Below are 25,844 nucleotides of genomic sequence, written 5' to 3'. Positions count from 1 at the left end.
CCACGGCGCCCCTCCACCCCGGACCGCCCGGGGACTCCCACGACACAGGCCGCTCGCGTACCGTCAACTCCCGCGCCGACGGAGTCCGGCAGAGCGGCGGGCGACGTCGTCGGCTGGGCCGCGTTCAGCTGCGTCCTGGTGCCGGTCGTCCTCGTCGTCTACGGCACCTCGCTCGGCGGCGCCGCGGGGGCCGCGCTCGGACTCGTGGCGGTCACCGGGGTATGCCGCGTGCTCTTGCGCAGGAGCGAGCGAGGAGCGGCACATTTGCTCGCGGAACAGAACGGTGCGCGCCGTTCGGAGTCGGCGCGGCATCGGCGCGGGGATCTCGCGGCGACCGGCACGCGGCCTGAATCAGACTCGCGAACGACTCGGCACTGACTTGAACAAGTCGAGCGCCTGGGACTCTTTTCAGCCAAAGTAGGCGGCACTGAGGCCTGCTGGTCCAGAGGGCCCCCAACACCCCGAGCAGCAACGGGAGATACCCCTCGGATGCCGTCTGGCCCCTACGGGGACCGGCCACCGAACCCCCGCGCCCTTGCGCCGAACACCCTTGAGCACAAGCCTTCATGAGCGAACGCTTCGAGCCACTGCCCAATGTCGACATTGAGCCTGATGCTGAACTGGTCACGAGGACGCTACGGGACACAGTAGATTCGATCATGACCGGCTGGGCGGGGGGATTTGTGCAGGACCGAGGGGCTGTGACGTCTAGAAGCAATGTGCAGGAGCGACAGGCCCGACAAGTCAGGGGCGCCGCGACCACCGAGGGGGGCTTAGCACCGTGAGCCACGACTCCGCAGCCACATCGGAGGGCGTTGTACGCAAGCTCTCCGGGCGTCGGCGCAGAGAAATCGTCGCCGTGCTGCTGTTCAGCGGCGGACCCATCTTCGAGAGCTCCATTCCGCTCTCCGTCTTCGGCATCGACCGCCAGGACGCGGGAGTGCCGCGCTACCGACTTCTCGTGTGCGCGGGCGAGGACGGCCCGTTGCGCACCACGGGGGGACTCGAACTCACCGCGCCCCACGGCCTGGAGGCCATAGCGCGGGCCGGCACCGTCGTCGTACCGGCCTGGCGGTCGATCACCTCACCGCCGCCGGAGGAAGCGCTCGACGCGCTGCGCCGTGCGCATGAAGAGGGCGCCCGCATCGTCGGGTTGTGCACCGGAGCGTTCGTGCTCGCGGCCGCGGGTCTGCTCGACGGCCGCCCCGCGACCACGCACTGGATGTACGCGCCGACGCTCGCGAAGCGTTATCCGTCCGTCCATGTCGACCCGCGTGAACTCTTCGTGGACGACGGCGACGTACTCACCTCGGCGGGCACTGCGGCGGGCATCGACCTGTGCCTGCACATAGTGCGCACCGACCACGGCACGGAGGCGGCCGGGGCACTCGCCCGCAGGCTCGTCGTCCCGCCCCGGCGCAGCGGCGGCCAGGAGCGCTACCTCGACAGGTCTTTACCTGAGGAGATCGGCGCCGACCCGCTCGCCGAGGTCGTCGCCTGGGCCCTGGAGCACCTCCACGAGCAGTTCGACGTGGAGACTCTCGCGGCCCGCGCGTACATGAGCAGGCGCACCTTCGACCGCAGGTTCCGCTCGCTCACCGGCAGCGCCCCCCTGCAGTGGCTCATCACCCAACGAGTCCTGCAGGCCCAACGGCTCCTGGAGACCTCCGACTACTCCGTCGACGAGGTCGCCGGACGCTGCGGGTTCCGCTCGCCGGTGGCGCTGCGCGGCCACTTCCGCCGCCAGCTCGGCTCATCCCCCGCCGCCTACCGGGCCGCCTACCGCGCCCGCAGGCCGCAGAGCGAGAAGCCGGCCGAACTGCTCGACGGTCCGGGTCCGCTGCCCTCGCAGTCCCGGCGTGCGGCCGCGGCCAGCGCGCTCGGCCTGCCGGGCGCCACGGCCTCGGCCGATACGGGCAGACCGGGCGTCGAACTGTATGCCGCCGCTCGCACGACGCTCCCCGGTCAGCGGGAACGCCCCGTAGGGTGAGACGCATGAACGATCGCATGGTGTGGATCGACTGCGAGATGACCGGGCTCTCGCTGACGGACGACGCACTTATCGAGGTGGCCGCACTGGTCACCGACTCGGAGTTGAACGTGCTCGGCGAAGGTGTGGACATCGTGATCCGCCCTCCGGACGCCGCGCTCGAGACGATGCCCGAGGTGGTGCGCACCATGCACACCGCCTCGGGCCTCCTCGACGAGCTGGCGGCGGGCACCACCCTCGCCGACGCCGAGGAGCAGGTGCTCGCCTATGTGCGCGAGCACGTCAAGGAGCCCGGCAAGGCCCCGCTGTGCGGGAACTCGGTCGGCACCGACCGCGGCTTCCTGCTGCGGGACATGCCGAGCCTGGAGAAGTACCTGCACTACCGCATCGTGGACGTGTCCTCCGTCAAGGAGCTGTCCCGGCGCTGGTACCCGCGGGCGTACTTCAACAGCCCGGACAAGAACGGCAACCACCGGGCGCTCGCCGACATCCGTGACTCCATCACGGAGCTCAGGTACTACCGCGAGGCGATCTTCGTCCCGCAGCCCGGACCCGACTCGGAGACGGCCAAGGCCATCGCGGCGAAGCACGCACCGCCCGCCGAGTAGCCGGGCCGCCCGGACCGAAAGTGGCTGATCGGGGCCCGTGAGGGCCCCGATCGTCCGCCGCGGAAAAGGCGGGCGCGAGCACCCCTTCGGACCCTGTACACTTTTTCTCGGCCGGTCGGAAAAACGACCGGTCATGGTGGGTGTAGCTCAGTTGGTAGAGCACCTGGTTGTGGTCCAGGTGGCCGCGGGTTCAAGTCCCGTCACTCACCCTGAAGGATCAAGGCCCGGACCGTAAGGTCCGGGCCTTGATGCGTTTCCGGAGCCGCGCCCCACAGCCGGGGTGGGGCGTCCGCTCACGAAGAGTCCCGGACCACCAGTTCCGTCGGCAGTACGAGCTGGCTGCGCCGGCCGGGGGCGGAGCGGTCCTCGGGCCGCTTCGCTATCTCGTCCAGGAGCAGCCGCGTCATCTCCCGGCCCATCTCCACGATCGGCTGCCGCACACTCGTCAGGGCCGGCTCCATATGGCGGGCGATCACCGAGTCGTCGTACCCGACAAGCGCCACGTCCTCCGGTATTCGGCGGCCCGCCTCGCGCAGCACCAGGCGGGCGCCCGCCGCCATCACGTCCGAGCCGGCGAAGACCGCGTCCAGGTCGGGGCGGCGGGCGAGCAGGGCCGCCATCGCGCGGCGGCCGCCCTCCTCCGTGAAGTCGCCCTGCTCCACCAGTTCGGGGTCGACCCGGTGACCGGCCGCCGCCAGGGCCGCGCGGCAGCCGTCGTGGCGGCGGCGCGCACCGTACACATCGAGCGGTCCGGTGATCATCGCGATGGTGGAGCGGCCGCGCTGGAGCAGGTGCTCGACGGCCACGCGGCCGCCGCCGAAGTTGTCCGAGTCGACCGACGACAGCGCCTCGTCCTCGGAGCGGCGGCCGCTGATCACCGCCGGGACGCCTAGCTGGTCGACGAGGTCGGGCAGCGGATCGTCCGCGTGCACCGAGACCAGGAGCACCCCGTCGACGCGCTGCGCCCCGAGGTACTGCCCGAGCCGCCGCCGCTCCCGGTCGCCGCCCGCGAAGGTGAGCAGCAACTGCACCTCGGTCTCGGCGAGGACCAGGCCGACGCCGTGGACGATGTCGGAGAAGTACGGCTCGGCGAAGAAGCGGCGCTCCGGCTCGGGTACGACCAGGGCGATCGCGTCGGTACGGTCGGCGGCGAGGGCGCGTGCCGCGGTGTTCGGTACGTAGCCGAGCTCCGCGACCGCCGCCTGCACCGCGGCCCGGGTGCGCTCGCTCACCCGGGGCGAACCGTTGATCACCCGGGACACCGTGCCCCGGCCGACGCCCGCGCGCGCCGCCACCTGTTCCAGGGTGGGCCGCCGCCCGCCCCTGCCGTACGGCTGTCGCTCCGCCATGACCGCCTCCCCTGCGCCCGCGCCGTCTTCGTGCTCCGCGTCAACTCTCGCCGTCCGGCGCCTTGACACCCCTCAGGCGAGCCGCAACCCTTCAACACATCACGGTGGGAGCGCTCCCATCGTATCCGACGCATACATGACCCGCACGTTCCCCGCCCGAGCCGCCGCTCCAACTCCCGTGCAGTGAACAGGAGTTGTACGGTCGCGGCCACTTCAGGGCACATTGGAGGACGCAATGCGCACCACGACCCGTACGCGGGCGGTGGCCCTGGCGGCCGTCGTCACCCTTGGAGCCTCAGCGCTCGCCGGTTGTGCCGAGGACGCCGAGGAGCCCGGCGCCTCGTCCGGCGACGGGGGCGGCAGGACCACGCTGACCGTCGGGGTCTTCGGGGTGTTCGGCCTCAAGGAGGCCGGGCTCTACGACGAGTACATGAGGCAGAACCCGGACGTCGTCATCAAGCAGACCTCCATCGAGCGCAACGAGAACTACTACCCGCAGCTGCTCACCCACCTCGGCTCGGGCAGCGGTCTCGCCGACATCCAGGCCGTCGAGGTCAACAACATCGCCGAGGTCGTCGCCACCCAGTCGGACAAGCTCGTCGACCTCGGCAAGACGCCCGGCGTCGCCGAGAGTTCGTATCTGGACTGGAAGTGGCGGCAGGGCACCGCTGAGAGCGGGGCCACCGTCGGGCTCGGCACCGATGTGGGGCCGCAGGGCATCTGCTACCGCAAGGACCTGTTCAAGAAGGCCGGGCTGCCCACCGACCGCGAGGCCGTCGGCAAGCTGTGGGCGGGCGACTGGGGCAAGTACCTGGCGGCCGGCCGGAAGTTCCAGGAGAAGGCGCCCGAGGGCAAGGCCTTCGTCGACTCGGCCGCCGGGGTGATGGCCGCCGTCACCGGCAGCTACGCGGAGCGGTACTACGACAAGGACGGCGAGGTCGTCTACAAGTCCAACCCCCGGGTCAAGGAGGCCTGGAACATCGCCTCCGATTTCGCCACCTCGGGTCTGACCGCCAAGCTCCAGCAGTTCCAGCCGACTTGGGACCAGGGGTACGCGAACGGCACCTTCGCCACCGTGTCCTGCCCCGCCTGGATGCTCGGCTACATCAAGACCAAGGCGGGCGAGCAGGGCAAGGACCAGTGGGACATCGCCCAGGCGCCGAAGCCGAGCAACTGGGGCGGCTCGTTCCTCGTCGTCCCCAAGGCGGGCAAGCGGACCGAGGAGGCGGCGAAGCTCGCGGCCTGGCTGACCGCGCCCGAGCAGCAGGCGAAGCTCTTTGCCGAGCAGGGCAGCTTCCCGAGCGCTTCGGCCGCGTACGACCTGCCGGCCGTCGCGGACTCGAAGAACGCCTACTTCGGTGACGCCCCCATCGGGAAGATCTTCGCCGAGGCGGCGGAAGGCGCGCCGGTGCAGGTGCTCGGCCCGAAGGACCTGATCATCGCCCAGAATCTGGCGGACGTCGGCATGCTCCAGGTCGACCAGAAGGGCAAGTCGCCGAAGGAAGGCTGGCAGGCGGCCGTGAAGGCGATCGACAACGCACTGGATCAGTGAGTCATGGCAAGTGAGTACCGGAGTGAGTACCGGGCGGAGAGTGAGTACCCGGCGGAGAGTGAGTACCGGGCAGCCGGGGCCGGTGTCGCCGTGCCCGATGTCTCCGGGGCCGATGCCTCCGGGGCCGAGCGGCGGGCGCGGGAGCGGCGCAGCCGTCGCTACCGGCTCGACATGCGCTGGAGTCCGTACGCGTTCGTCGCACCGTTCTTCCTGTTCTTCGCCGCGTTCGGTCTCTTCCCGCTGCTCTACACCGGCTGGGCGTCACTGCATCGGGTGGAGCTGACGGCGCCGGGCGACATGGAGTGGGTGGGGCTGCGGAACTTCTCGCGCCTGCTCGACGACGACTTCTTCTGGAACGCGCTCTCCAACACGGTGACCATCGGCCTCCTCTCCACCGTGCCGCAGCTCCTGATGGCCCTCGGGATCGCGCATCTGCTCAACTACCGGCTGCGCGGCTCGATGTTCTTCCGGGTCGCGGCCCTCACTCCGTACGCCACCTCGGTGGCCGCCGCGACCCTCGTCTTCGTGCTGCTGTTCGGGCGCGACTACGGAATGATCAACTGGGCGCTCGGCCTGGCCGGGTTCGGCCACATCGACTGGCAGAACGGTTCGTTCGCCTCCCAACTGGCCGTCTCCACCATCGTCATCTGGCGCTGGACCGGCTACAACGCGCTGATCTACCTCGCCGCCATGCAGTCCGTCCCGGCCGATCTGTACGAGTCGGCGGCCCTCGACGGGGCCTCGCGGTGGCAGCAGTTCGTGCACGTCACGCTGCCCTCGCTGCGGCCCACGATCCTGTTCACCTGTGTGGTGTCGACGATCGGCGCGATGCAACTGTTCGGCGAGCCGCTGCTGTTCAACGGCAGCGCGGGCGCGAGCGGCGGCTCGGACCACCAGTTCCAGACCCTCGGCCTGTATCTGTACGAGCAGGGCTGGGTGAATCTGCACCTGGGCCGGGCCTCGGCCATCGCCTGGACGATGTTCCTGATCCTGCTCCTGATCGGCGCCGTCAACTGGCTGGTCTCCCGGCGACTTCTCAAGAACGAGGGGGCGGCGTCATGAGTGTGACCAAGTCCGGTACGCAGGTGGGTCGTTCGGCCCCGGTGCGCGTGCCGTGGGGTCGGCGCGGTCTCGGTGCCGGGCGGCACTTGCACGGGGGCCGGTGGACGTACGCGGTGCTCATCGCGTTCACCGCGCTCTCCCTCTTCCCGCTGCTCTGGACGGCCGTCGCCGCGTCCCGCACCAACACGCGGCTCGCGCAGACCCCACCGCCCTTCTGGTTCGGCGGCAATCTCCTCAAGAACCTGGAGATCGCCTGGACCGACGCCAACATGGGCACGGCCCTGCTCAACACCACCGTCGTCGCCGGTTCCGTCGCCCTCGGCACCGTGCTTTTCTCCACCCTGGCGGGCTTCGCCTTCGCCAAACTGCGCTTCCGCTTCAAGAACCTCCTGCTGCTGCTCGTCATCGGCACGATGATGGTGCCGCCCCAACTCAGCGTCGTACCGCTCTACATGCTGGTCGCCGAGCTGCGCTGGACGGACCAGCTGCAGGCCGTCATCCTGCCCGGCCTCGTCTGCGCCTTCGGGGTGTTCTTCATGCGGCAGTACCTGATCCAGGCGCTGCCCGGCGAACTCGTCGAGGCGGCCCGGATGGACGGCGCCGGCAGCCTGCGGGTGATCTGGCACATCGTCTTCCCCGCGGCCCGTCCGGCCATGGCGGTGCTCGGCATGCTCACCTTCGTCCAGTCCTGGAACGACTTCTTCTGGCCGATCATCGCCCTGACGCAGAACGGCAGCCCGACCGTGCAGGTCGCCCTCACCGGGCTCGGCCGGGGCTACATCCCGGACCAGTCGGTGATCATGGCGGGCGCGCTCCTCGGCACGCTGCCGCTCCTTGCCGCGTTCGTCCTCTTCGGCAAGCAGATCGTCGGCGGGATCATGCAGGGCGCGGTCAAGGGGTGAGAGGTCCCCCTTCTGGTTTCCCTTCTGGCTTCCCCTTCTGGCTTCCCCTCCTGTCCGTACGACTCCTGGAGCGCTCCCGTGTCCTCAGTCGGTTCTGTTGTGTCGCCCACCGCTTCCGGTTCCCCTGCCCCCGAGGCCGGCACGGCCCGGTTTCCGCCCGGCTTCCTGTGGGGCGCCGCCACCGCCGCGTACCAGATCGAGGGCGCCGCCCAGGAGGACGGCAGGAGCGCGTCCATCTGGGACACCTTCTGCCGTACGCCGGGCAAGGTGCTCGGCGGCGACACCGGGGACGTGGCCTGCGATCACTACCACCGGTTCCGCGACGACGTCCGCCTCATGGCCGAACTCGGCCTCGGCGCCTACCGGTTCTCGGTGTCCTGGCCGCGCGTCCAGCCCACCGGGCGCGGCCCCGCCGTACAGCGCGGCCTCGACTTCTACCGGGCACTCGTCGACGAGCTGCTCAGCCACGACATCCAGCCGATGGTCACGCTCTACCACTGGGACCTGCCGCAGGAGTTGGAGACCTCCTTTCCCAGCGGCTCGTCGGCGGGCGGTGGCTGGCCGGAGCGGGACACCGCGCAGCGCTTCGCCGAGTACGCCGGGATCGTGGCCGACGCGCTCGGTGACCGGGTCGGCATGTGGACGACGCTGAACGAGCCGTGGTGCAGCGCGTTCCTCGGTTACGGCTCCGGTGTGCACGCGCCGGGCCGCACCGATCCGGTCGCCGCGCTACGGGCCGCGCACCACCTCAACCTCGCGCACGGCCTCGGCGCCCAGGCGCTGCGCGGCGCGCTGCCGGCCCGCGCGCAGGTGGGCATCTGCCTGAACCCGAGTGCGGTGCGGCCGCTGACGGACGCGCCGGAGGACCTGGACGCTCAGCGGCGTATCGACGCGCTCGCGAACCGGATCTTCACGGGGCCGCTGCTCAAGGGCGCGTACCCCGCCGATCTGCTCGCGGACACCTCGGACATCACCGACTGGTCCTTCGTACGCCCCGAAGACCTCGCTGTCATCAAGCACCCCCTGGACTTCCTCGGCATCAACTACTACACGCCCGCCGTGGTCTCGGCAGCGACCGATCCCGCCGCCCCTCGCCGGGACGGGCACAACGCCAGCGCGCACTCCCCCTGGCCCGGCGCCGACGGTGTGGCCTTCCACCGCGCGCCCGGTGAACTCACCGCCATGGACTGGGCGGTGGACCCGACCGGGCTCGTCGACCTCCTCACTGAATACGCTTCGCAGGCTCCCGGAGTTCCCCTCTTCATCACCGAGAACGGCGCGGCCTACGAGGACCGGCCGGACGCCGAGGGCCGGGTCCACGACCCGGACCGGATCCGCTATCTGCACGCCCATCTCGCCGCCGTGCACGAGGCGATCCGCGCGGGTGCCGACGTACGCGGCTACTTCCTCTGGTCGCTCCTCGACAACTTCGAGTGGGCGTACGGCTACAGCAAGCGGTTCGGTGCGGTGTACGTGGACTACGACGCGCAGACGAGGACGCCGAAGTCGAGCGCCCGGTGGTACGCGCGCGTGGCGGCGAACGGCGAGCTCCCGGCGGGCTAGCCGCGTGCGCCCAGACGCGTGCCCCGACCGGGTGGGGGGAGCCGGTCGGGGCACGCTGTGTGGGGGTTCGAGGAGGGGCGCCGCGCGGCTACTTGTAGGCGCCGAGTGCCTTCGTGAAGGCCAACGGCTCCTGCTCGATGGAGGAGCAGGTCGGCGAGACCTCGGTGGAGCCGCCCTCGCAGGCCTTGTCGCGGGTCGAGGACCACATCGACAGCCAGGCGAGCTCCTTCTCCTGCGCGAACTTCACGAGCTGCTGCGCGTCGTCGACCTTGAAGACCTCGGTGGTGACGTCGTTCACGCCGATCATCGGGGTGACCGCGACGGCCTTCCACGCCTCGGCGTCGGACAGGCCGAGCGCCTCCTTGATCTGGCCGTGGGTGGCGGTGGCGGCCTGGATGGCGTACTCGCCCATGTCGCCGCTGTACGAGGGCCCGTAGTCCATCGCCATGATGTTGACGGCGTCCACCCGCACGCCGTTCTTCTTGGCGTCCGCCACCAGGGCGACGCCGGGCTCGGTCAGGCCCTCGGGCATCACGGGGAGCGTGAACGAGACGTCCAGGCCGGGGTGTTCCTTCTGCAGCGCGGCGACGGCCTGGGCGCGGCGGGTGTTGGCCTCGGTGTCGGGCAGGGCCGCGCCCTCGATGTCGAAGTCGACCTTCTTGAGGTCATAGGCGTCGACGACCTTGCCGTACGCCTTGGCGAGTTCGTCGGCGGAGGAGCAGTTGAGGGCCAGTTCGGAGCCCGCCGCGCCGCCGAAGGAGACCCGGACGTCACCGCCCTCGGCCCGCAGGTCGCCGATCTGGGCGGCCACCTTGTCGTCGCCCAGACCGGTCGTGCCGCCCCACAGCGGATCGCAGCCGCCGCCGGAGGTGACGAAGGCGAGGTTGAACTCCTTGACGCCGGTCTTGGCCGCGGTGTCGACGAGGTCATACGCGGGGGCGAGCGAGGTGTCGACGTAGGGCGCGAAGCGGGCGGTGTCGGCCTGGGGCGCGGCGGCCCCGGCGCCCTGCTCGGTCCTGGTGGCCATCGCGGAACCCGAGAACGCGAACGCGGCCCCGCCGGCGAGCGCCGCCGCGCACACCGCGCCGATCGTCTTGGTCCTGCCGCTGATCCTGCGCCGGTGCGTGCTCATCGCTTGCCTGCCTCTGCTGTACGGGGGGTGGGGGTGCGGCAGAACGCTAGCGACACGGAATCGGACAATCCGCAAGATCCGGACGGGAGTTGAGGTTCTTAGGACGCGCTTAAGGGGGCCATCGGGAGCGGTTAGGGTTTCGGCCCGCACGCGTGCGTGGTGGGGGTTTTCGGGTGCACGCGTGCGTGGGTGTACGCGACGCGTGCGTGGGCCTACGCGCGTACAGGTCCCGACCCCGCCGGACGCTTCCGCCGACGTACCCCGCCCCGGTGACCCCGACGGGCGGCACCCGTCCTGCGGCCGTCGAGCTGTATCCAGATGCGGATCTCCGTACCGCCGAGCACGGAGCTGCCGACCGTCACGTCGCCGCCCGTCGCCTCGGCCATCTGCCGCACGATGTCGAGGCCGAGACCGGTCGAACCGACCGCTCCGCCCCGCCCGTTGCCGCGGGCCAGCGCCGACGCCGGGTCGTGGATGCCGGGCCCCGCGTCGGAGACCAGGACGATCACCGCGTCCTCGGCACTGTGCACGTCGACCGCGAACCCGGTGCCCTCCGGGGTGTGCCGGAAGACGTTGCCGAGCAGCGCGTCCAGGGCGGCGGTCAGGTCGGGCCTGGCGACCGGCACGTGCACGGGGGCGTCCACGCCGGCGACGCGTACCTTGCGCGCCTCGTCCTCGGCGAGCGCCGACCAGAACCGCATCCGCTCCCGGATCACCTCGGCCGCGTCGCATCCCGCGCCCGGTCCGCCCGTCATGGTGGGCTTGGCCGCGCGCGCGGTGCGGATGATCGTGTCGACCTCCGACTCCAGCTGCTCGACGGCGGCGCGGGTCTGGTCGGCGGCCGGACCGTCGCCCAGGGAGGCCGCGTTGAGCCTCAGCACGGTCAGCGGGGTGCGCAGCCGGTGCGAGAGGTCGGCGGCCAGCTCCCGTTCGTTGGCGAGGAGTTGGACGACCTGGTCGGCCATCGAGTTGAAGGCGATCGCGGCCTGCTTCAGCTCGGTCGGCCCGTCCTCCGGCACGCGCGCGTTGAGCTTGCCCTCGCCGAGGTCATGGGCGGCGCCCGCGAGCCGCTTGGCGGGCTGGATGAGCCGTACGCCAAGCCGGTCCGCGACCGCGACGGAGCCGATGACCAGGGCGACGCCGACGCCCGCGAGGACCAGCCAGGCGGTGGCGACGCCGTTGCTCAGCTCGCCCTCGGGCACGAACACCTCGACGATCGCGATCTCGCCGGAACCGAGCGCGGTGGGCTGCAACAGGGCCTTGCCGTCGGGGGCGTCCGCGATGGACGGGCTGGCGATCTCGCGGGTGTGGTCCAGGTCCCGCTGGGCCGCCCGGCGCCGCCCGACCTCCAGCTCCGGGTCGTCGCCGACCGCCGGGATGTGCACCGCCATCTTCCCGGCGGCGCCCGCCTGGGTGGAGGCGACGGCACGCGCGAGCTGGTCGCGGTCGGTGGTGATGGAGAGGGTGGGGCCGATGGCCGCGGCCTGGCGTTCGGCGTTGGAGTAGGCCCGGTCGGCGGCCATTTCCTTGATCACGAGGCCGAGCGGCACCGCGAAGGCGACCACGACCATGGCGGTCACGGCCAGGCAGACCTTGACCAGGGCCCATCTCAAAGGGGTGGCTCCAGCTTCACCCCGACACCCCGCAGCGTGTGCAGATAGCGGGGCTTCGCCGCGGTCTCGCCGAGCTTCCGGCGCAGCCACGACAGGTGTACGTCGATGGTCTGGTCGTCGCCGTACGACTGCTGCCAGACCTCCGCGAGCAGCTCCTTGCGGGGCACGACGACGCCGGGCCGGCCGGCCAGGAAGGCGAGCAGGTCGAACTCGCGCCGGGTGAGGTCGAGCGGGGCGCCGTCGAGTTCGGCCTGCCGGCGCAGTGGGTCGATGGCGAGGCCGCCGACCCTGAGCGCGCGCGACACCGGGGCGTCGGCGCCGCCGCCCGCGCCGGAGCGGCGCAGCACGGCCGCCATCCGCGCGGAGAGGTGCTCCACGGAGAACGGCTTGGTGAGGTAGTCGTCGGCGCCGTCGTTGAGGAGCCGGACGATCTCCGTCTCGTCGTCACGCGCAGTGGCGATGATCACGGGTACGTCGGTGATGCCGCGCAGCATCTTCAGCGCCTCGGAGCCGTCCAGATCCGGCAGACCGAGGTCGAGGATCACCACGTCAAAGCGGAAATGGGCGACCTCGCGCAGCGCCTCCAGGGCCGTGCCGACGCTCCGTACGGTGTGGGAGGCATCGGTCAGGTGCCGGATGAGGGCGGAGCGCACGAACTGGTCGTCCTCGACGACGAGCACACTTGCCATGGGCGGCACCGTACGCCATACGGGGGACACCGGTCGCGTCCCGGCGACGATCGCCGCCCGCCTCCCGGCGCCGCGGTCCGCCAGGGACAGGCCCGGCCCGCATGGGGCAGTATGGCCCGCGATGCAGCGACGAGGACTCGTACACGGCTTGGCGTGGACGCTCGCCACAGGGGCGGCGGTCACGCTGTCCTGGTGGGGTGTGCACACGGTGATGACGGGCACGGCGTACGACCGGCCGCGCGCCCTGCCCATCACGGGCGCCGCGGAGAACTCCCCGGAAGCGAGCCCCAGGTCGTCGTCCACGCAGCGCCCGCGTACGACCCCGAAGCCCTCCGGCCCGGACGGGTCCGGCGAGGACGAGGGCAAGGGCGGCACGGCGGGCGGCGACACCTCGGGCGGCAGCCCCTCGGGCAGCGCGCCCGGCGACGGCGACACGTCGGACGGCGGTGGCGGCTCCGACGGCTCGGACGCCGACGCGAAGCCTTCCGGGGACGTCAAGAGCTACACCGTCTCGGGCGGCCGGGTCGCCTTCGAGATGGGCGCCGACTCGGCCGAGCTGGTCTCGGCGACCCCCGATTCGGGCTGGCAGATGCAGGTGTGGAAGCAGCCGGAGTGGATCCGCGTCACGTTCACCCAGGGCGGCCGCGAGGTGTCGGTGTTCTGCACCTGGCACGACCACGAGCCGATGGTGGAGATCGACGACCGCTGAACGCCCGTGCTCCACGCGCGTGGTGGCGGTTTTCGTCTCTACGGGAGCACGCCTTGCGGGAGCACGCCCTACGCGTGGTGGCGGTTTTCGGGACGCCTACCGGAACACCCCGGGCGGCGGTGCCGGAGAGGCGACCGCGTCGACGTCCGTGACGGCCGTCGCCCCGCCGGTGAAGTCGACGAGCGCCGCGCCGTGCTCCACGCGTCCGGGGTGCGGGTCGCCCGCGATGCGCCGGGTCAGCTCGGCGACGGGCAGTGCCAGGTCGGAGGCGAGCAGCACCACGTTGCCGAAGCGCTTGCCGCGCAGCACGGCGGGGTCGGCGGCGACGGCCAGTTCCGGGAAGACCGTGGCGGCGGTCGCGATCTGGCGGCGCAGGTGCGCGAGCGGCGGCCCGTCCGCCAGGTTGGCGGCGTAGTGGCCGCCGGGCACGAGGACCCGGCGTACGTCGGCGAGGAACTCGGCGCTGGTCAGGTGCGCGGGCGTACGGGCCCCGCTGAAGACGTCCGCGATGACCAGGTCGGCCCAGCCGTCCGGGACCTTGGCGAGCCCTTCCCGCGCGTCGGTGGCCCGCACCCGCACGCGCGCATGGGAGGCCAACGGCAGTTCGCGGCGGACCAGTTGGACCAGCGCGCCGTCCCGCTCGACGACCTGCTGGGTGGAGCGCGGCCGGGTCGCGGCGACATAGCGGGCCAGCGTGAACGCGCCGCCGCCCAGGTGCACGACGCGTACGGGCTTGCCCTGGGGTGCGATCAGGTCGGCGATGTGGCCGAGCCGGCGCTGGTACGCGAATTCGAGGTGGGTGGGGTCGTCGAGGTCCACGTGCGACTGCGGGGCACCGTCGACGAGCAGCGTCCACGCGCGCGTGCGGTCGGGGTCCGGAATGAGTTCGGCCAGTCCGCCGTCCACCTCTTCGACGACGGCTTCCGCGTCCTGTCTTCTTCTGGCCATCTGACCATTATCGACGCCCGCGCGGGTTCCGGCTCGGCGCGGGTCCGGCACCCCGGACCGTAGGACTCGGCGCGGTCCCGGCCCCCCGGACCGGAGGGCTCAACGGCAGTTGTCGGCCGCCTCGATGAGCCGGGCCGCGAGGCCGAGCGCCGCGCGCAGCACGGTGGGGTCGGTCACCGGATCCGTATCGGCGGGGGCGAGCAGCCAGCCCGCGCCGTTGACCGGGGGCGCCGGGTCGACGGGCGCCCCGGCGGCCACGGAGGCGGTGGGGACGCCGCGCCCGAAGGTCTGCGTACAGGCGCTGCCCGGCAGGTCCCAGGCGGCGGCGGTGCCGGGCGGTACGAGGAAGCCGAGGGTGTCACAGGTGTTGTCGTGCAGCACCGGGCCGACCGCGGGGACGGCGCCGCGGCGCAGGATGTCCACGGCTTCGAGGCCCTGCCGCGCGGGGACGGTCACCAGGTCGCATTCGGGTCCGGACGGCGGCCGCGTCCACGGGAAGTCACCGTTCACCATGTCGACCTTCCACAAGGGAACCTCCTCGTACGAGAAGGCGCGGTGTAGCTCCTTCTCCGCATGGTTCAACGCCGCCCCACGTCAACAGCTACGGCTCAACACCGCCTCATCGGATGGCAGTTCATGGCAGAACCGGCATGAGATTTCCGGTTTGTAGCCAAACACCGCGTACCGCCCCTGTCGCAGCGGGTACTTTCGTGCCCCGTCGGAGCGAGCAGGGCCCTGGCCCCACCGGGCAACAGCGGCACCCTCCGGCATGAACCGCACGAGAGGTTTTGGCCAATGGCGTCGTCACCGATGACATCGTCAGCGGGGTCTTCCCGGCCGAATCTCGCCTTCCGTCAACTGCGCGGGCAGCTGTCTCCGGGCGAGTTCGCCGCCACGGTGCGCCGGGCCGCCCGGGACATCGGCGAGCGGGTCTCCTGCGACGCGCGGTACATCGGCCGGGTGGAGGCGGGCGAGATCCGCTGCCCCAACTACGCGTACGAGCGGGTGTTTCTGCACTTGTTCCCCGGCCGCACGCTGACCGACCTGGGCTTCGCACCGCGCGAGACGGTGCGGGGCCGGGGCGCGCGCGCCAGTACCGGCACGCCGTCCGCGCAGCGCTCGGTCCCGCCCCTGAACGCCCTGCTGCCCGCACAGCATTCGAGTACCGAGGAGAGCGACGTGCTGCGTCGCGCATTCATCGGAAGCACGGCCACCGCGGCCGCCGCTTCCCTGGGGCTCACCGGCCCCCTCAGCCCCGAGGCCGCCGCCGCGCCCCGCAGAGTCGGCGGAACGGAGGCCTCCGCGGTCGAAGAGGCCGTACGCAGAATCAGGCTCCTCGACGACCGGCACGGCGCCGACGGCCTGTACCGGCGGGCCTCCGCCCCGCTGCGCACCGCGTACGCCCTGCTCGACGCGGGCGCCGCCCGCCAGTCCACCTCGGACCGGCTGCATGCCGGAGCGGGCGAACTGGCCATCTCCGTGGGCTGGTTGGCCCATGACTCCGGCCGCTTCGACGACGCGCGCTCGCACTACGCGGAGGCCCTCGCGACGGCCCGGATGGCGGGCGACGCCGCGCTTGAGGCACACGCCTTCTGCAACATGTCGTTCCTGGCCCGGGACGCGGGCCGCCCGCGAGAAGCCGTACGGGCGGCGCAGGCGGCCCAGCGGTCCGCGCGCGAGCAGGGCTCGGCGCGGCTGCTTTCGCTGCTCTCCATGCGCGAGGCAGGGGCGTTCGCGGTGCTCGGCGACCGGGCGGGCTGCGAGCAGTCGCTCGCACGCGCGCAGGCGCTGTTCGGCCGGGGCGCCGCGGACGAGGACCCGGAGTGGATGAGCTTCTACAACGAGGCCGAGCTCGAAGGCCTGGAGGCGCAGTGCTGGTCGGCGCTCGGCCACTGGGCGCGCGCCGCCCGGCACGCCCAGCGCGCCGCGCATGTCGCCGAGACACGGACCCCGCACTTCACCCGGAACATCGCGCTCTACACCGCCGAGTCGGCCGACGACCTGGCCCGCGCGGGGCGTCCGGACGAGGCGGCGGAGGCGGGGCGGCGCGTCCTCGAACTGCTCGGCGAGGTCCAGTCGTCGCGTATCCAGTCGATACTCGCCACCACCGCGCGCGTGCTGCTGCCGCACCGCCGCAACCCCTCGGTCACCGCGTTCCTGGACCGGCACGCGGGACTGCCGCGACCGGTCTGAGCACTCGTTCTGAGCACCGGGCGGCGGCGGAATCGGGCACCACGCGCGCGTGGTGGCTGCCCGGCGGTACGGAATCCAGCACTCCGTACGCCGTGGGGGCTCAGCCCTCCAGGTGCCCGGTCTCGTTCCACGCCTCGATCGCCGGGTCGCCGTAGGCCCAGCCGAGGACCGAGAGGGAGGTCGGGCTGAGGCGGATACGGGCCGCGAAGTCCACCGGCAGGCCCAGCCAGCGGGCGCCGATGGAGCGCAGGATGTGGCCGTGCGCGAAGACCAGCACGTCACGGTCGGCGGAGCGGGCCCACTCCACGACCTCGTCGGCACGCGCGGACACGTCGGCGAGCGTCTCGCCCTCCGGCACACCGTCCCGCCAGATCACCCAGCCGGGCCGGGTCGCGTGGATGTCGGCGGGGGTCATGCCCTCGTAGGCGCCGTAGTCGAACTCCATGAGGGTGTCCCACTCCCGCGCCCGCTCGCCGAACCCGGCGATGTCGCAGGTCTCACGCGCGCGTACGAGCGGGCTTGTGCGGACCTCCACGTCCGGGAGCCCGTTCCAGGGCGCGCGGCGCAGGCGCTCGCCGAGGAGTTTCGCGCCGCGCCGCCCCTCGTCGAGCAGCGGGATGTCCGTCCTGCCGGTGTGCCTGCCGGACAGCGACCACTCGGTCTGTCCGTGGCGGGCCAGGAGGATGCGCGGTGCCATGAGGGTCTCTCCCAAGGTCGGTGTACGTACACGGGCGCTGGGCGCGTACCGGCCGTCGCGGCCGGAACCGCCGGACGAGCACCACGCGCGGGCCGTCCGCCGCGTACCGACTTTTCCTGACAGGTCGCCCCAGCTCCCCGTCCATCATCGCGCACCTCTCGCGCACCGTCCCCAGGGGCCCGCGCACCGCCCCGCAAACTCCTCGCCGCGTACTGGCAACCCGGAAGTCGATCTCCGCGTCTTCGCGGTCGCACCGCTCGGGGGCAGGGGAGCCCCGGCCAGGTACGGCGTGGAGCGGGCCGGCGGCGCAGGCCGCCCTGACCGGAGGGGGAGCCGCCCAATGGCGCGCGATCAGGTGCCGCAGACCGCTCGGGAAGTGACGCACCGGCCGCGCTGGTGGACCGAACTCCCGCTGATAGCCGTGGTGTACGTCGCCTACTCGGCCGGGCGGCTCCTCGCGCGTGGCGACGTGTCCACGGCCGTCGACCACGGGCTCGCGATCCTCCGCCTCGAAGAGGGCCTTCGCATCGACGCCGAGCACCCGCTGAACCGCCTCTTCACGGAGCAGGCCTGGCTGGGCGTCCCGGCCGACTTCGCCTATGCCTCGCTGCACTACCTGGTCACACCCGCGGTCCTGGTCTGGCTGTTCCGCCGCCGCCCGGCCCACTACCGCGCCGCCCGCACCTCGCTGATGATCTCCACTCTGATCGGCCTGCTCGGCTTCACCCTCGTCCCGACCTGCCCGCCGCGCCTCCTCGACGCGGCCCACGGCTTCGTCGACACGATGGCGCAGTACAGCGCGTACGGCTGGTGGGGCGCCGAGGCGAGCGCGCCGCGCGGGCTCGGCGGTATGACGAACCAGTACGCGGCGATGCCGAGCCTGCACGTGGGGTGGGCGCTGTGGTGCGGGGTGATGCTGTGGCGGTACGGACGCTCGCCGCTGCTGCGCGCCGCCGGTGTCGCGTACCCGCTGCTGACCACGGTCGTCGTGCTCGGCACCGCGAACCACTACTTCCTCGACGCGGTCGCCGGGGCCGCCGTGATCGGGCTCGGACTGCTGCTCGGCAGGCCCGCGATCCGGCTCGCCGACCGGGTCAACTCGCGCTGGTCCACGGCCTTCTCCGGCTCGCGTTCCCCGGTTGTCAGTGCCGGGTGCGAGACTTCGCCAGGTGAGCGAATTCCCCATCAGCGCGGGACCGGAGGCAGCGGTCCCGCCGACGGACCGGACGGCGCGGACAGCGCCGCCGGTGACAGCCCTGCGGCAGCGGCTCGCTGAGCTGCGCGGCCCGGCGGTCCCCGCCAAGGCCCTGGACGCCCGCGCGCTCGCCGCGCTCGCCGCGAACCCCGGCTGCCGCCGCCGGGCCCTGCTCGACGGCGCGGGCGTGGACAAGTCCGCGCTCGCCCAAGCGCTCGGCTCGCCGTCCGGCTTCGGCCAGTCCCAGTTCGCCTTCGTCCGGGGGAACGCCTTCGAGGCGAAGGTGAAGGCCGACGGCGGCGCGGAACTGCTCCGCCTGGTCCACGCGCACCTGGGCGGCGGACCCGAGCCCACGACCGGCGCCCCGGACGGCGACCCGGCCGCCGTGCGCACCCCCGACCTCGCCGCCGCCGGACCCGAGGGCCGGGCCGCCCGCACCGCGCTCGCCCTGCGCGAGGCGAGCGGCACCCGCGCGTGGACGCTGCTCGACCACCCGATGCTGGCGCTCGACGTCGCCGGTTCGCCCGCGTTCCTCGAGCCGGACGCGGTGGTGGTGCACCCGGACGGGCACTGGACGGTCGTGGAGATCAAGTCCTTCCCGATGATCGACGGCGCGGCGGACGCCGCGAAGGTCGGCTCGGCCGCCCGCCAGGCCGCGGTGTACGCACTGGCGCTGCAGCAGGTCGCCGGGCATCTCGACCCCGCTCCCCCGGTGCACCACCGGGTCCTGCTGGTCTGCCCGAAAGACTTCTCCAACCAGCCGACCGCCGCCGTCATGGACGTACGCAAGCAACTCTCCGTGACCAAGCGCCAGTTGGGCCGTCTGACCCGGATCGAGGACATCGCGGACGCGCTGCCCGAGGGCACCACCTTCGACGTGGAGCGCCCGGCGGCCGAGCTCACCGAGGCGGTCGAGTCGGTGCCCGCGGCGTACGCCCCGGAGTGCCTCGCCGCCTGCGAGCTGGCCTTCCACTGCCGTGAACGGGCCCGTGGCGACGGCGAGGTGACCGCGCTCGGCCGCTCGGTGCGGGGTGAACTCGGCGCACTCACCGCCGTCGAGGACGTGCTGGCCGCCGCGCGCGGCACGGCGGGCGACCCGGACGACCCGGCGGTGGCGGCGCTGCGCCGCGCGGCCGGACTGCGCGCCGAGGCCCTCGCGGCGGCGGGCGGTGACACGGCGTGCTGACCCCCGAGCGCGGCACCGCAACTGCCCCCGTCACGGCCACCGCCACCGAAAGGCGGACCCCATGTCACTGATCCACACACTGGCCCGCCTGGAGGCCGTCGAGTCCGGCCGCGCGCAGCCGCTCGCCATGGTCCGGCACCGTCATCTGGCCGCCCGCCCCCTGGTGTTCGTGCCGCTGACCACCGCGGGCGAGGCGGGCGCCCCGCTCGGCGCCCTGGTGGGTTCGGACCGCGAGCGGCCCCGGCTCCTGGTGGTGCCGCAGCCTCGCGACCGCGACCTGCGCTTCGCCTTCCTCGCCGACCTGGCCGAGGAAGTCCTGCCGTACGTCGACTCGTTCGCCGAGGACACCGAGCCCGCCGAGCAGAGCAAGACCGACCCGGAGACCGGCAAGCGCGTCAAGGTCGAGGTCGAACTGTGCGCGGATGCCCCGCAGTTGATCGTGCCGAGCCGCGCGGGTGTCGATTTCGTACGGCTGCTCGGGCGCTCCATGCGGTTCCGGCGTACGGCGGAGCAGGACCCGGACACCCCGTATCCGGCACCCGCGCGCGTGCCGCTGCTCGGGCGCTGGCTGACGCACTTCGCGGAGCGGGCCCGGGTGCCGGGTTCCACCCTGATCGCGGCGATGACCGAGCTCCTTGCCCGGCACTGGGCGACGGGCCAGTCGAGCCTGGAGGACCAGCACTTGGGGGCGCTGCTCGCCTGGATCGACCCGCCCGGCGGTGACGCGGGCGCCGAGGCCGCGCGGCGTGCCGAGACCGCCCGTGACGCAGGCGGCCAGCTGCTGTGCCCACCGGCGGGCCCGGCCACCGACCCGGCCTTCGACAACAAGCTCCTCGCCCCGGCCATCGAGCGGTACGACCGGGCGCGTACCGCTCTCGCGGCCGCCGACGACGGCCCGTCCGCCGACCACCGGCTGGCCGAACTGACCGCGGCGGAGCGGGAGATCGGCGCCCTGGTGGAGAGCCGCACCCGGCCCACCTGGGACGCCGTGTGGCACGGCCTCGACCTGCTTAACGACCTGCCGGAGGGCGAGCGGGCCGCGGAGCGCTGGACCCGCGACCGCTGGTCGTACACCGGCCACCGCGACCGGGTGCTGGCCGGCGAGCCCCCGCAGCCCCGCCGCGACGACGCGGTGACGGCGGCCAACAAACTGGCGGCGCGCGAGACCGCCCAGGCCCGCCTCGAAGCCCAGGAGGCCCTGGACGACCCGCTGGTGATGGCCGCGCGGCGGCTCTCCGGCGAGGCGTTCGCGGGCGAGGTGACCGAGGTGGTGATGGCGTACAGCGAGAGCAAGCGCCCCAGCCCGCGCCCGCTGGTCACGCTGCGCACGGACGACGGCCCGCACCTCGCGGAGCGCGCGAAGGTGTACCGCTCGCTGGCGGGCAAGCCGCAGAGCGCCCAGTTCGTGGGGTACGACGAGGAGGGCGGGGTGGTCCTGCGGATCATGGACAAGATGGGCCGCGGCAAGGAGCCCGACGAGGGTTCGGTGCCGGAGAAGGGCGATCAGGTGACCTGGACGCTGTTCGAGCACGCACCGCGCGGTGGGCCTTCGCTGCCCGAGCCGGAGGACACCCCGTGGACCCATGGTGGTCCGCCCGGCACGGGTGCGGAGGCCCCCGATCCGGTGACGTCGGAGGACACGCTGTGAGCAGTGCCGACCCGCGTACGCACGGCGCGGACGCCCCCTTCGACCCGTCCGCCGAGGCCGCCCGCGCCACCGCCGCGATCCTCCACGACACGCTCCACGGCGAGGCGCGCGGCGTCGTCGTCGACTCGCCCCCGGGCGCCGGGAAGTCGACCCTGGTGGTGAACGCCGCACGTGAACTGGCCGCGGCGGGACGCCCGTTGATGGTGGTGGCGCAGACCAACGCGCAGGTGGACGACCTGGTCCTGCGGCTCGCGGAGAAGGAACCCGACCTGCCGGTGGGCCGCCTGCACAGCAGCGACGCCGATCCGTACGACAAGGCGCTCGACGACCTGGAGCACGTCCGCAAGTCGACCAAGGCCAGCGACCTGGCCGGGCTCGACGTGGTGATCTCCACGGCCGCGAAGTGGGCGCACGTCAGCGGTGTCGAGCCGTGGCGGCACGCGATCGTGGACGAGGCGTACCAGATGCGTTCGGACGCGCTGCTCGCCGTGGCCGGGCTGTTCGAGCGGGCGCTGTTCGTGGGCGATCCGGGGCAGTTGGACCCGTTCGCGATCGTCGGCAGCGAGCAGTGGGCCGGGCTCTCGTACGACCCGTCGGCGAGCGCGGTGTCGACGCTGCTCGCGCACAATCCGAGCCTGCCGCAGCACCGCCTGCCGGTGTCGTGGCGGCTGCCCGCCTCGGCGGCGCCGCTGGTCAGCGACGCGTTCTATCCGTACACCCGGTTCCGCAGCGGCACCGGGCACGGCGACCGGAGCCTGTCGTTCGGGGTGCCGTCGGACGGCGGCGGACCCGACCGGGTCCTCGACGAGGCGGCCGCGTCCGGCTGGGGCCTGCTCGAACTGCCCGCGCGGCACACGCCCCGCACCGATCCGGAGGCGGTACGCGCGGTGGCCGCGGTGGTCCGCCGGCTCCTGGACCGCGGCGGCGCCACGGTCAGCGAGCGCTCCCCCGACCCGGTGCCGCTGACCGCCGACCGCATCGCCGTCGGCACCGCACACCGCGACCAGGCCGCCGCGGTGCGCGCGGCCCTGGCCGAACTCGCCGTGTCGGGCGTCACGGTGGACACCGCGAACCGCCTCCAGGGCCGGGAGTACGACGTGACAGTGGTCCTGCACCCGCTCTCCGGCCGCCCCGACGCCACCGCGTTCCACCTGGAGACGGGCCGCCTGTGCGTCCTCGCGTCCCGCCACCGGCACGCGTGCATCGTGGTCGCCCGCGCCGGAATCGCCGACCTCCTGGACGACCACCCGTCGACGGAACCGGTCCAGCTCGGAGTCACGGTCAAGTTCCCGGACGGCTGGGAGGCGAACCACGCGGTGCTGTCGCATTTGTCGGAGCATCGGGTGCCGTGGCAACCATGACCGGCACCCGACCTCAGCCGCCCCACCGCCGGACGGAGTCCGGCACGTCGCCGGAGGCGACCAAAGGAAACAGCCCGGACGGCTGGGAGGCGAACCATGCGGTGCTGTCGCATTTGTCGGAGCACCGGGTGCCGCACCGCCCGGAGTGAGCGGGCCCAAGAACCGGAGTGAGCGCCCGCAAAAAGCGCACCCCTCAAGGCGGTCTTGCGGGCGGTTGGACAATGGAATCGGCCCGGTGAAAAGCGACCGGGTCGAGGCACTACGTACAAGTACGAGGAGGCAGGCATGGCGGAGCCCGAGCGGACCCAGCCGCGGCTGCGACCGGCACCGCTGCTGTTCGAGCCGACGGAGGCCGCCACCGATCCGGAGCACTTCTTCGACCTGGAGTCCCTGGAGGACCCGCGCGAGCTGCTTGCCCGCGCGACCGAGCTGACGTTGGCGTTCCGTACGGCCGCCGACCGCTCCGTGGAGTTCCAGGCCATCGCGGCGGCCCAGCTCGCCGACCCCGGGCGGTTCGACCGCCTGACGATGGCGGCCATCGCGCAGCGCGCGGACTGGACCGAGGACTACGCGAAGAAGATGGTCGAGTTCGGCAGAGAGCTGCTGCGCACCGGCAGCCAGCAGTGAGCCCTGCGCCGCAGCGGTAGCCGCACATCCGGGAGCACGGGGGCACAGGGAGCAGGGGAGCACGGGGCCCCAGAAGCCCCCCGCGAACCCCAGACGCCGCACCCGCCTCACACGCCGCACAAGATCCGTTGGCATATGCCGACGGGCAAGATACTCCACGACGCCCCACCCTGTCCCCGTTTCTGGCAACACACAGAAACGGAACCGTCGCTCCCGGTAGACCTTCTGTCATGAGCGCACGGGAGACCCACCTCAGCGAACCCGCCCTCCGATCGACCACGGCCGCCGTCCCGGTACTCGACCGCGCGACCGTGGTCACCCACGACGGCGCGAGCTGGCTCGCCTCCGCGTCGCCGTACCCCCGCAGCACCCTCGCGCTCTGGGAGTCCCGCCCGCAGGCCCCGGTCGTCCTGCCGTGCGGCTCGGCCTTCGATGTGGTGAGCGTGCCCGCGGTGTTCGGGCGGCGGATGCTCGACCGGTTATGGGACGAGGGCCCCGGCTCCGGCCCGGTCGCCGCGCACCGCGGCCGGATGCTGCTGTTCGCCGCACCCGGCACCGCGCAGCGGCTGCCGTCGCTGCTCGCCTGGGAGGAGTGGAGCCCCGCCGTACCGGCCCCGCTCTGTCATGGCACCGGCGACGCGGTGACCGTTCCGCCGCTCGCCCCGCCCGCACCCGGCACCCCCACTGAGCGGCTCGGTTCGCGCTGGCTGGTGGCCCCCGACACCCGCGAACCATGGCTGCCGGGACCCGAGGTACTGCTCTGGGCGAGTGTGCGAGTGGCACGTGCCACAGCGGGTGCCGCGGTCCGCATATCGATTTTTCCTCCCGCCGATCAGGGTGCTAAGGTCTACGACGTCAGCAGGCGCCGCTAGCTCAGTTGGTTAGAGCAGCTGACTCTTAATCAGCGGGTCCGGGGTTCGAGTCCCTGGCGGCGCACAGACGACAAGAAGCCCCTCGCGAGAGCGAGGGGCTTCTTGTGTTGCCGGGACCTCCGCACCGCACGAGCGTTACGTAGCGACCCGCACCGCCCACTCCCACGCCCACCTACGTAGTGATCCGCACCGTCCAAGCCCCCGTCCGCGAGCGGTTCACGACCTCCACGTTGACCGACTCCCCCGGCACCGTGAAGCGCTCGCCGAGGCGGACCGGGGCGTCGGCGAGCTGTGGGTAGACCGACTCGTCCCAGCACGCCTCGGACTTCGGGTGGGCGTCGAGGACCTCGACCGGGCCGCGCCCGGACGCCGGCTCGTTGCTGACCCGGTAGACGAGTACGCCCTCGGTGCAGGTGTTCCGGTCGTTGCCCGTGGAGCCGCGGGCCTCGACGGCGATGGCCGAGTCGCGGCCGGTACGCACCACCGCGAGCCGGGTGCCGCCGGTCTGGCCGCGTGGCACCGCGCGGGCCAGCGGCTCCAGGGTGACCAGGCCGTCGTCCGCGCCCTGCACACAGTGCACCTGCTCGCGGTCCAGCCAGCCCAGCTTCCACTTGTGCCAGCCGAAGAGGTCGGGGGCCAGGCCGAACTGGCTGCCCATCACATCCCAGTCGCCGACGTACGTGTCCCAGTCGCCCTTGCCGTCGGTGGGCCGGTGATAGAGGTCCGGCAGGTCGAAGACGTGGCCGGTCTCGTGGGCGAGCACATTGCGGTCCGGCGGGTGCTGCTCGAAGACCGTGACGATGCGCCGGATGTCGGTACCGTCGGCGTACAGCGGCTGGTCGAAGTTGACCACCTTGGTGGCGTCCGAGTCGACGCCGGGCGCGTCCGGGTCGGCCACGAAGTAGACGACGTCGTACGCGCTGAAGTCCACCTCCGGGTCGGACACCTTCAGGGCGTCGCGGAGATACTCGCTGCGGCGGCCGGAGTCCCAGTCGCGCTGTATCTCGTACGCGGTGGACGTCTGAGGCATCTCGATCCAGGCGCGCTGCGGGTGCGGGCGCAGGGTGAAGCGGCCGTAGGAGGCCTTCTCGAAGAAGCGGCTGGTCTCCGGGAAATAGTCGCCGGTCAGCTCCTTCGGGGTGGTCCTGGGCGCGGAGTCCGGGAAGGACAGGAAGACCATGACGGCGTCGAGCTTCCGCTCGGGCTTGGGGTAGGCGGAGTTCCAGCTGTCCAGGCCCTCGGAGTGGTGGGCCGAGGTGCGTTCGAGGGCGCAGGGTCCCGCGAACGGTTCGGCGCTCGCCGGGCCCGCGACCAGGGAGGTCGCGGCCAGCGCGGCGAGCGAGGTGAGCGCGGCCCCGAGGGCGCGCGCGTGGGGTGGGGAGCCCCCTGCGCGAGGGAACCCCCCGAGGGCATGCGGACGCGGCACGTCGACCTCCGGGTGCGGACGGCGGAACACCACACCCAGACTGTGACGATTTGTTGATGTACGCCCTGTTTCGGTGCCCCAGTCGAGTGAGCGGGCTCCCCGTAGGGGGTTTACGGAGCGTCACGAAAGGTGTGCGAGGTTGACGGCAATCGGTCGGGACACATCAGGGGGCATCAGGACCGGCATCACGTCGAGCAGAAACGATCGAGCATCAACGGGCCCGCGTGGCAAGGGAATCCGGAGCGTTTCCGTCCGGCCGACTGGGTACCGTGGCGGAGCTGGATCGGTACTCCGACCAGCCTCTATGATCGGCACACTTTCCGGCCGAGCTACTCCGACCAGACCTGTACGAGAACCAACTGCCCTGCGGGAGCGAGCGGTGAGCGGTACGTCCGAAAGGCCGGCGCACACGGCTACGGCGGCCTCCGAGGCCGACCGGCCGACCGGCACAGCACCTCACAGCGTCACAGAGCGTCACACTGAAGCGACCATCGGCCACCCCGAACCCCGACCGTCCGTCGA

Annotated in this window: 21 protein-coding genes, 2 tRNA genes and 1 pseudogene; 16 read left to right on the top strand and 8 right to left on the bottom strand. The window is 72.3% G+C overall.

The features are described from left to right. Positions 1 to 781 precede the first annotated feature (781 nt). The 3 genes from GUY60_RS12040 to GUY60_RS12030 all read left to right on the top strand — a co-directional run bounded on the left by GUY60_RS12040 (position 782) and on the right by GUY60_RS12030 (position 2,807). Positions 782 to 1,990, top strand: coding sequence for a helix-turn-helix domain-containing protein (locus GUY60_RS12040; RefSeq protein WP_161696778.1), 1,209 nt, complete (start codon positions 782 to 784; stop codon positions 1,988 to 1,990). A gap of 5 nt (positions 1,991 to 1,995) precedes the next feature. Then, the gene (orn, locus tag GUY60_RS12035) at positions 1,996 to 2,598 is read left to right on the top strand and encodes an oligoribonuclease (protein ID WP_161696776.1); all 603 of its coding nucleotides are present in this window, start codon (positions 1,996 to 1,998) and stop codon (positions 2,596 to 2,598) included. A 136-nt stretch (positions 2,599 to 2,734) separates the two neighbouring features. Beyond that, positions 2,735 to 2,807 (top strand) — tRNA-His (locus tag GUY60_RS12030). An 84-nt stretch (positions 2,808 to 2,891) separates the two neighbouring features. Here the strand turns inward: GUY60_RS12030 and GUY60_RS12025 are convergent. Beyond that, a complete protein-coding gene (locus GUY60_RS12025) occupies positions 2,892 to 3,947 on the bottom strand; it encodes a LacI family DNA-binding transcriptional regulator (protein WP_161696774.1) in 1,056 nt (351 codons plus the stop codon). A 235-nt stretch (positions 3,948 to 4,182) separates the two neighbouring features. Between GUY60_RS12025 and GUY60_RS12020 the strand changes: the two genes are divergently transcribed. The 4 genes from GUY60_RS12020 to GUY60_RS12005 all read left to right on the top strand — a co-directional run bounded on the left by GUY60_RS12020 (position 4,183) and on the right by GUY60_RS12005 (position 9,026). Then, a complete protein-coding gene (locus GUY60_RS12020; protein WP_161696772.1) occupies positions 4,183 to 5,499 on the top strand; it encodes an ABC transporter substrate-binding protein in 1,317 nt (438 codons plus the stop codon). Between the two features lie 3 nt (positions 5,500 to 5,502). Next, positions 5,503 to 6,561: a carbohydrate ABC transporter permease gene (locus GUY60_RS12015; protein ID WP_161696770.1), complete on the top strand. Its 1,059-nt coding sequence runs from the start codon at positions 5,503 to 5,505 to the stop codon at positions 6,559 to 6,561. After that, positions 6,558 to 7,463, top strand: coding sequence for a carbohydrate ABC transporter permease (locus tag GUY60_RS12010; RefSeq protein ID WP_161696768.1), 906 nt, complete (start codon positions 6,558 to 6,560; stop codon positions 7,461 to 7,463). Before GUY60_RS12015 ends, GUY60_RS12010 begins: the two co-directional genes overlap by 4 nt. Before the next feature lie 99 nt (positions 7,464 to 7,562). Beyond that, positions 7,563 to 9,026 carry a GH1 family beta-glucosidase gene (locus GUY60_RS12005; RefSeq protein ID WP_161696766.1) on the top strand — a complete coding sequence of 488 codons (1,464 nt, stop codon included), beginning with the start codon at positions 7,563 to 7,565 and terminating at the stop codon, positions 9,024 to 9,026. A gap of 88 nt (positions 9,027 to 9,114) precedes the next feature. Here GUY60_RS12005 and GUY60_RS12000 read toward each other — a convergent pair. The 3 genes and pseudogenes from GUY60_RS12000 to GUY60_RS11990 all read right to left on the bottom strand — a co-directional run. Beyond that, positions 9,115 to 10,002: pseudogene (locus GUY60_RS12000) on the bottom strand (chitinase); the annotation flags it as partial. Positions 10,003 to 10,370: 368 nt separating this feature from the next. After that, a complete protein-coding gene (locus GUY60_RS11995) occupies positions 10,371 to 11,771 on the bottom strand; it encodes a HAMP domain-containing sensor histidine kinase (RefSeq protein WP_161696762.1) in 1,401 nt (466 codons plus the stop codon). Continuing rightward, entirely contained in the window at positions 11,768 to 12,460 is a 693-nt protein-coding gene (locus GUY60_RS11990; RefSeq protein WP_187369992.1) for a response regulator transcription factor, read from the bottom strand. The genes GUY60_RS11995 and GUY60_RS11990 overlap by 4 nt, the downstream gene beginning before the upstream one ends. A gap of 148 nt (positions 12,461 to 12,608) precedes the next feature. Between GUY60_RS11990 and GUY60_RS11985 the strand changes: the two genes are divergently transcribed. Further along, positions 12,609 to 13,169 carry a hypothetical protein gene (locus tag GUY60_RS11985; protein ID WP_312866269.1) on the top strand — a complete coding sequence of 187 codons (561 nt, stop codon included), beginning with the start codon at positions 12,609 to 12,611 and terminating at the stop codon, positions 13,167 to 13,169. A 96-nt stretch (positions 13,170 to 13,265) separates the two neighbouring features. On the opposite strand, the gene GUY60_RS11980 is transcribed toward GUY60_RS11985, so the two are convergent. Together GUY60_RS11980 and GUY60_RS11975 are read right to left on the bottom strand one after the other, a co-directional pair. Continuing rightward, positions 13,266 to 14,117 carry a spermidine synthase gene (locus tag GUY60_RS11980; RefSeq protein ID WP_161696758.1) on the bottom strand — a complete coding sequence of 284 codons (852 nt, stop codon included), beginning with the start codon at positions 14,115 to 14,117 and terminating at the stop codon, positions 13,266 to 13,268. Positions 14,118 to 14,216: 99 nt separating this feature from the next. Beyond that, positions 14,217 to 14,630 (bottom strand): hypothetical protein, encoded by a 414-nt coding sequence (locus tag GUY60_RS11975; RefSeq protein WP_246234780.1) that lies wholly within the window; start codon positions 14,628 to 14,630, stop codon positions 14,217 to 14,219. A 282-nt stretch (positions 14,631 to 14,912) separates the two neighbouring features. Here GUY60_RS11975 and GUY60_RS11970 point away from each other — a divergent pair, with 282 nt between their 5' ends. After that, entirely contained in the window at positions 14,913 to 16,310 is a 1,398-nt protein-coding gene (locus GUY60_RS11970) for an NsdA family TPR-like regulatory protein (RefSeq protein WP_161696756.1), read from the top strand. Positions 16,311 to 16,410: 100 nt separating this feature from the next. Here GUY60_RS11970 and GUY60_RS11965 read toward each other — a convergent pair whose 3' ends face one another. Further along, positions 16,411 to 17,007 (bottom strand): histidine phosphatase family protein, encoded by a 597-nt coding sequence (locus GUY60_RS11965; protein ID WP_161696754.1) that lies wholly within the window; start codon positions 17,005 to 17,007, stop codon positions 16,411 to 16,413. Positions 17,008 to 17,347: 340 nt separating this feature from the next. Between GUY60_RS11965 and GUY60_RS11960 the strand changes: the two genes are divergently transcribed. The 7 genes from GUY60_RS11960 (at position 17,348) to GUY60_RS11930 (ending at position 23,960) form a co-directional block, all read left to right on the top strand. Continuing rightward, positions 17,348 to 18,283: a phosphatase PAP2 family protein gene (locus tag GUY60_RS11960; protein ID WP_246234774.1), complete on the top strand. Its 936-nt coding sequence runs from the start codon at positions 17,348 to 17,350 to the stop codon at positions 18,281 to 18,283. After that, a complete protein-coding gene (locus GUY60_RS11955) occupies positions 18,177 to 19,388 on the top strand; it encodes a nuclease-related domain-containing protein (RefSeq protein WP_376771206.1) in 1,212 nt (403 codons plus the stop codon). Before GUY60_RS11960 ends, GUY60_RS11955 begins: the two co-directional genes overlap by 107 nt. Positions 19,389 to 19,449: 61 nt before the next feature. Further along, complete coding sequence (locus GUY60_RS11950) at positions 19,450 to 21,036, top strand: hypothetical protein (protein WP_161696748.1); 1,587 nt, start codon at positions 19,450 to 19,452, stop codon at positions 21,034 to 21,036. Beyond that, positions 21,033 to 22,397: an AAA domain-containing protein gene (locus GUY60_RS11945; protein ID WP_161696746.1), complete on the top strand. Its 1,365-nt coding sequence runs from the start codon at positions 21,033 to 21,035 to the stop codon at positions 22,395 to 22,397. The genes GUY60_RS11950 and GUY60_RS11945 overlap by 4 nt, the downstream gene beginning before the upstream one ends. A gap of 285 nt (positions 22,398 to 22,682) precedes the next feature. Continuing rightward, a complete protein-coding gene (locus GUY60_RS11940) occupies positions 22,683 to 23,024 on the top strand; it encodes a DUF8844 domain-containing protein (protein ID WP_161696744.1) in 342 nt (113 codons plus the stop codon). Positions 23,025 to 23,254: 230 nt separating this feature from the next. Beyond that, positions 23,255 to 23,896 (top strand): bifunctional DNA primase/polymerase, encoded by a 642-nt coding sequence (locus GUY60_RS11935; protein WP_161696742.1) that lies wholly within the window; start codon positions 23,255 to 23,257, stop codon positions 23,894 to 23,896. Continuing rightward, a tRNA-Lys gene (locus tag GUY60_RS11930) sits at positions 23,887 to 23,960 on the top strand. Before GUY60_RS11935 ends, GUY60_RS11930 begins: the two co-directional genes overlap by 10 nt. A 108-nt stretch (positions 23,961 to 24,068) precedes the next feature. Here GUY60_RS11930 and GUY60_RS11925 read toward each other — a convergent pair. After that, positions 24,069 to 25,322, bottom strand: a complete 1,254-nt coding sequence (locus GUY60_RS11925) for a M6 family metalloprotease domain-containing protein (protein WP_161696781.1) — start codon at positions 25,320 to 25,322, stop codon at positions 24,069 to 24,071. Positions 25,323 to 25,844: the final 522 nt, after the last annotated feature.

The sequence above is a fragment of the Streptomyces boluensis genome, assembly GCF_009908195.1.
GTDB lineage: Bacteria > Actinomycetota > Actinomycetes > Streptomycetales > Streptomycetaceae > Streptomyces > Streptomyces boluensis.
The sequence above is the reverse complement of the archived record's forward strand: the minus strand, read 5'-3'. Positions and strand labels throughout refer to the sequence as shown.

Excerpts from the sequence above, each read along its gene's own strand:
- orn (WP_161696776.1), top strand. The coding sequence starts at position 1,996 with ATGAACGATCGCATGGTGTGGATCGACTGCGAGATGACCGGGCTCTCG.
- GUY60_RS12025 (WP_161696774.1), bottom strand. The coding sequence starts at position 3,947 with ATGGCGGAGCGACAGCCGTACGGCAGGGGCGGGCGGCGGCCCACCCTG.
- GUY60_RS12020 (WP_161696772.1), top strand. The coding sequence starts at position 4,183 with ATGCGCACCACGACCCGTACGCGGGCGGTGGCCCTGGCGGCCGTCGTC.
- GUY60_RS12015 (WP_161696770.1), top strand. The coding sequence starts at position 5,503 with ATGGCAAGTGAGTACCGGAGTGAGTACCGGGCGGAGAGTGAGTACCCG.
- GUY60_RS12010 (WP_161696768.1), top strand. The coding sequence starts at position 6,558 with ATGAGTGTGACCAAGTCCGGTACGCAGGTGGGTCGTTCGGCCCCGGTG.
- GUY60_RS11990 (WP_187369992.1), bottom strand. The coding sequence starts at position 12,460 with ATGGCAAGTGTGCTCGTCGTCGAGGACGACCAGTTCGTGCGCTCCGCC.
- GUY60_RS11980 (WP_161696758.1), bottom strand. The coding sequence starts at position 14,117 with ATGGCCAGAAGAAGACAGGACGCGGAAGCCGTCGTCGAAGAGGTGGAC.
- GUY60_RS11975 (WP_246234780.1), bottom strand. The coding sequence starts at position 14,630 with ATGGTGAACGGTGACTTCCCGTGGACGCGGCCGCCGTCCGGACCCGAA.
- GUY60_RS11970 (WP_161696756.1), top strand. The coding sequence starts at position 14,913 with ATGGCGTCGTCACCGATGACATCGTCAGCGGGGTCTTCCCGGCCGAAT.
- GUY60_RS11965 (WP_161696754.1), bottom strand. The coding sequence starts at position 17,007 with ATGGCACCGCGCATCCTCCTGGCCCGCCACGGACAGACCGAGTGGTCG.
- GUY60_RS11960 (WP_246234774.1), top strand. The coding sequence starts at position 17,348 with ATGGCGCGCGATCAGGTGCCGCAGACCGCTCGGGAAGTGACGCACCGG.
- GUY60_RS11950 (WP_161696748.1), top strand. The coding sequence starts at position 19,450 with ATGTCACTGATCCACACACTGGCCCGCCTGGAGGCCGTCGAGTCCGGC.
- GUY60_RS11940 (WP_161696744.1), top strand. The coding sequence starts at position 22,683 with ATGGCGGAGCCCGAGCGGACCCAGCCGCGGCTGCGACCGGCACCGCTG.
- GUY60_RS11935 (WP_161696742.1), top strand. The coding sequence starts at position 23,255 with ATGAGCGCACGGGAGACCCACCTCAGCGAACCCGCCCTCCGATCGACC.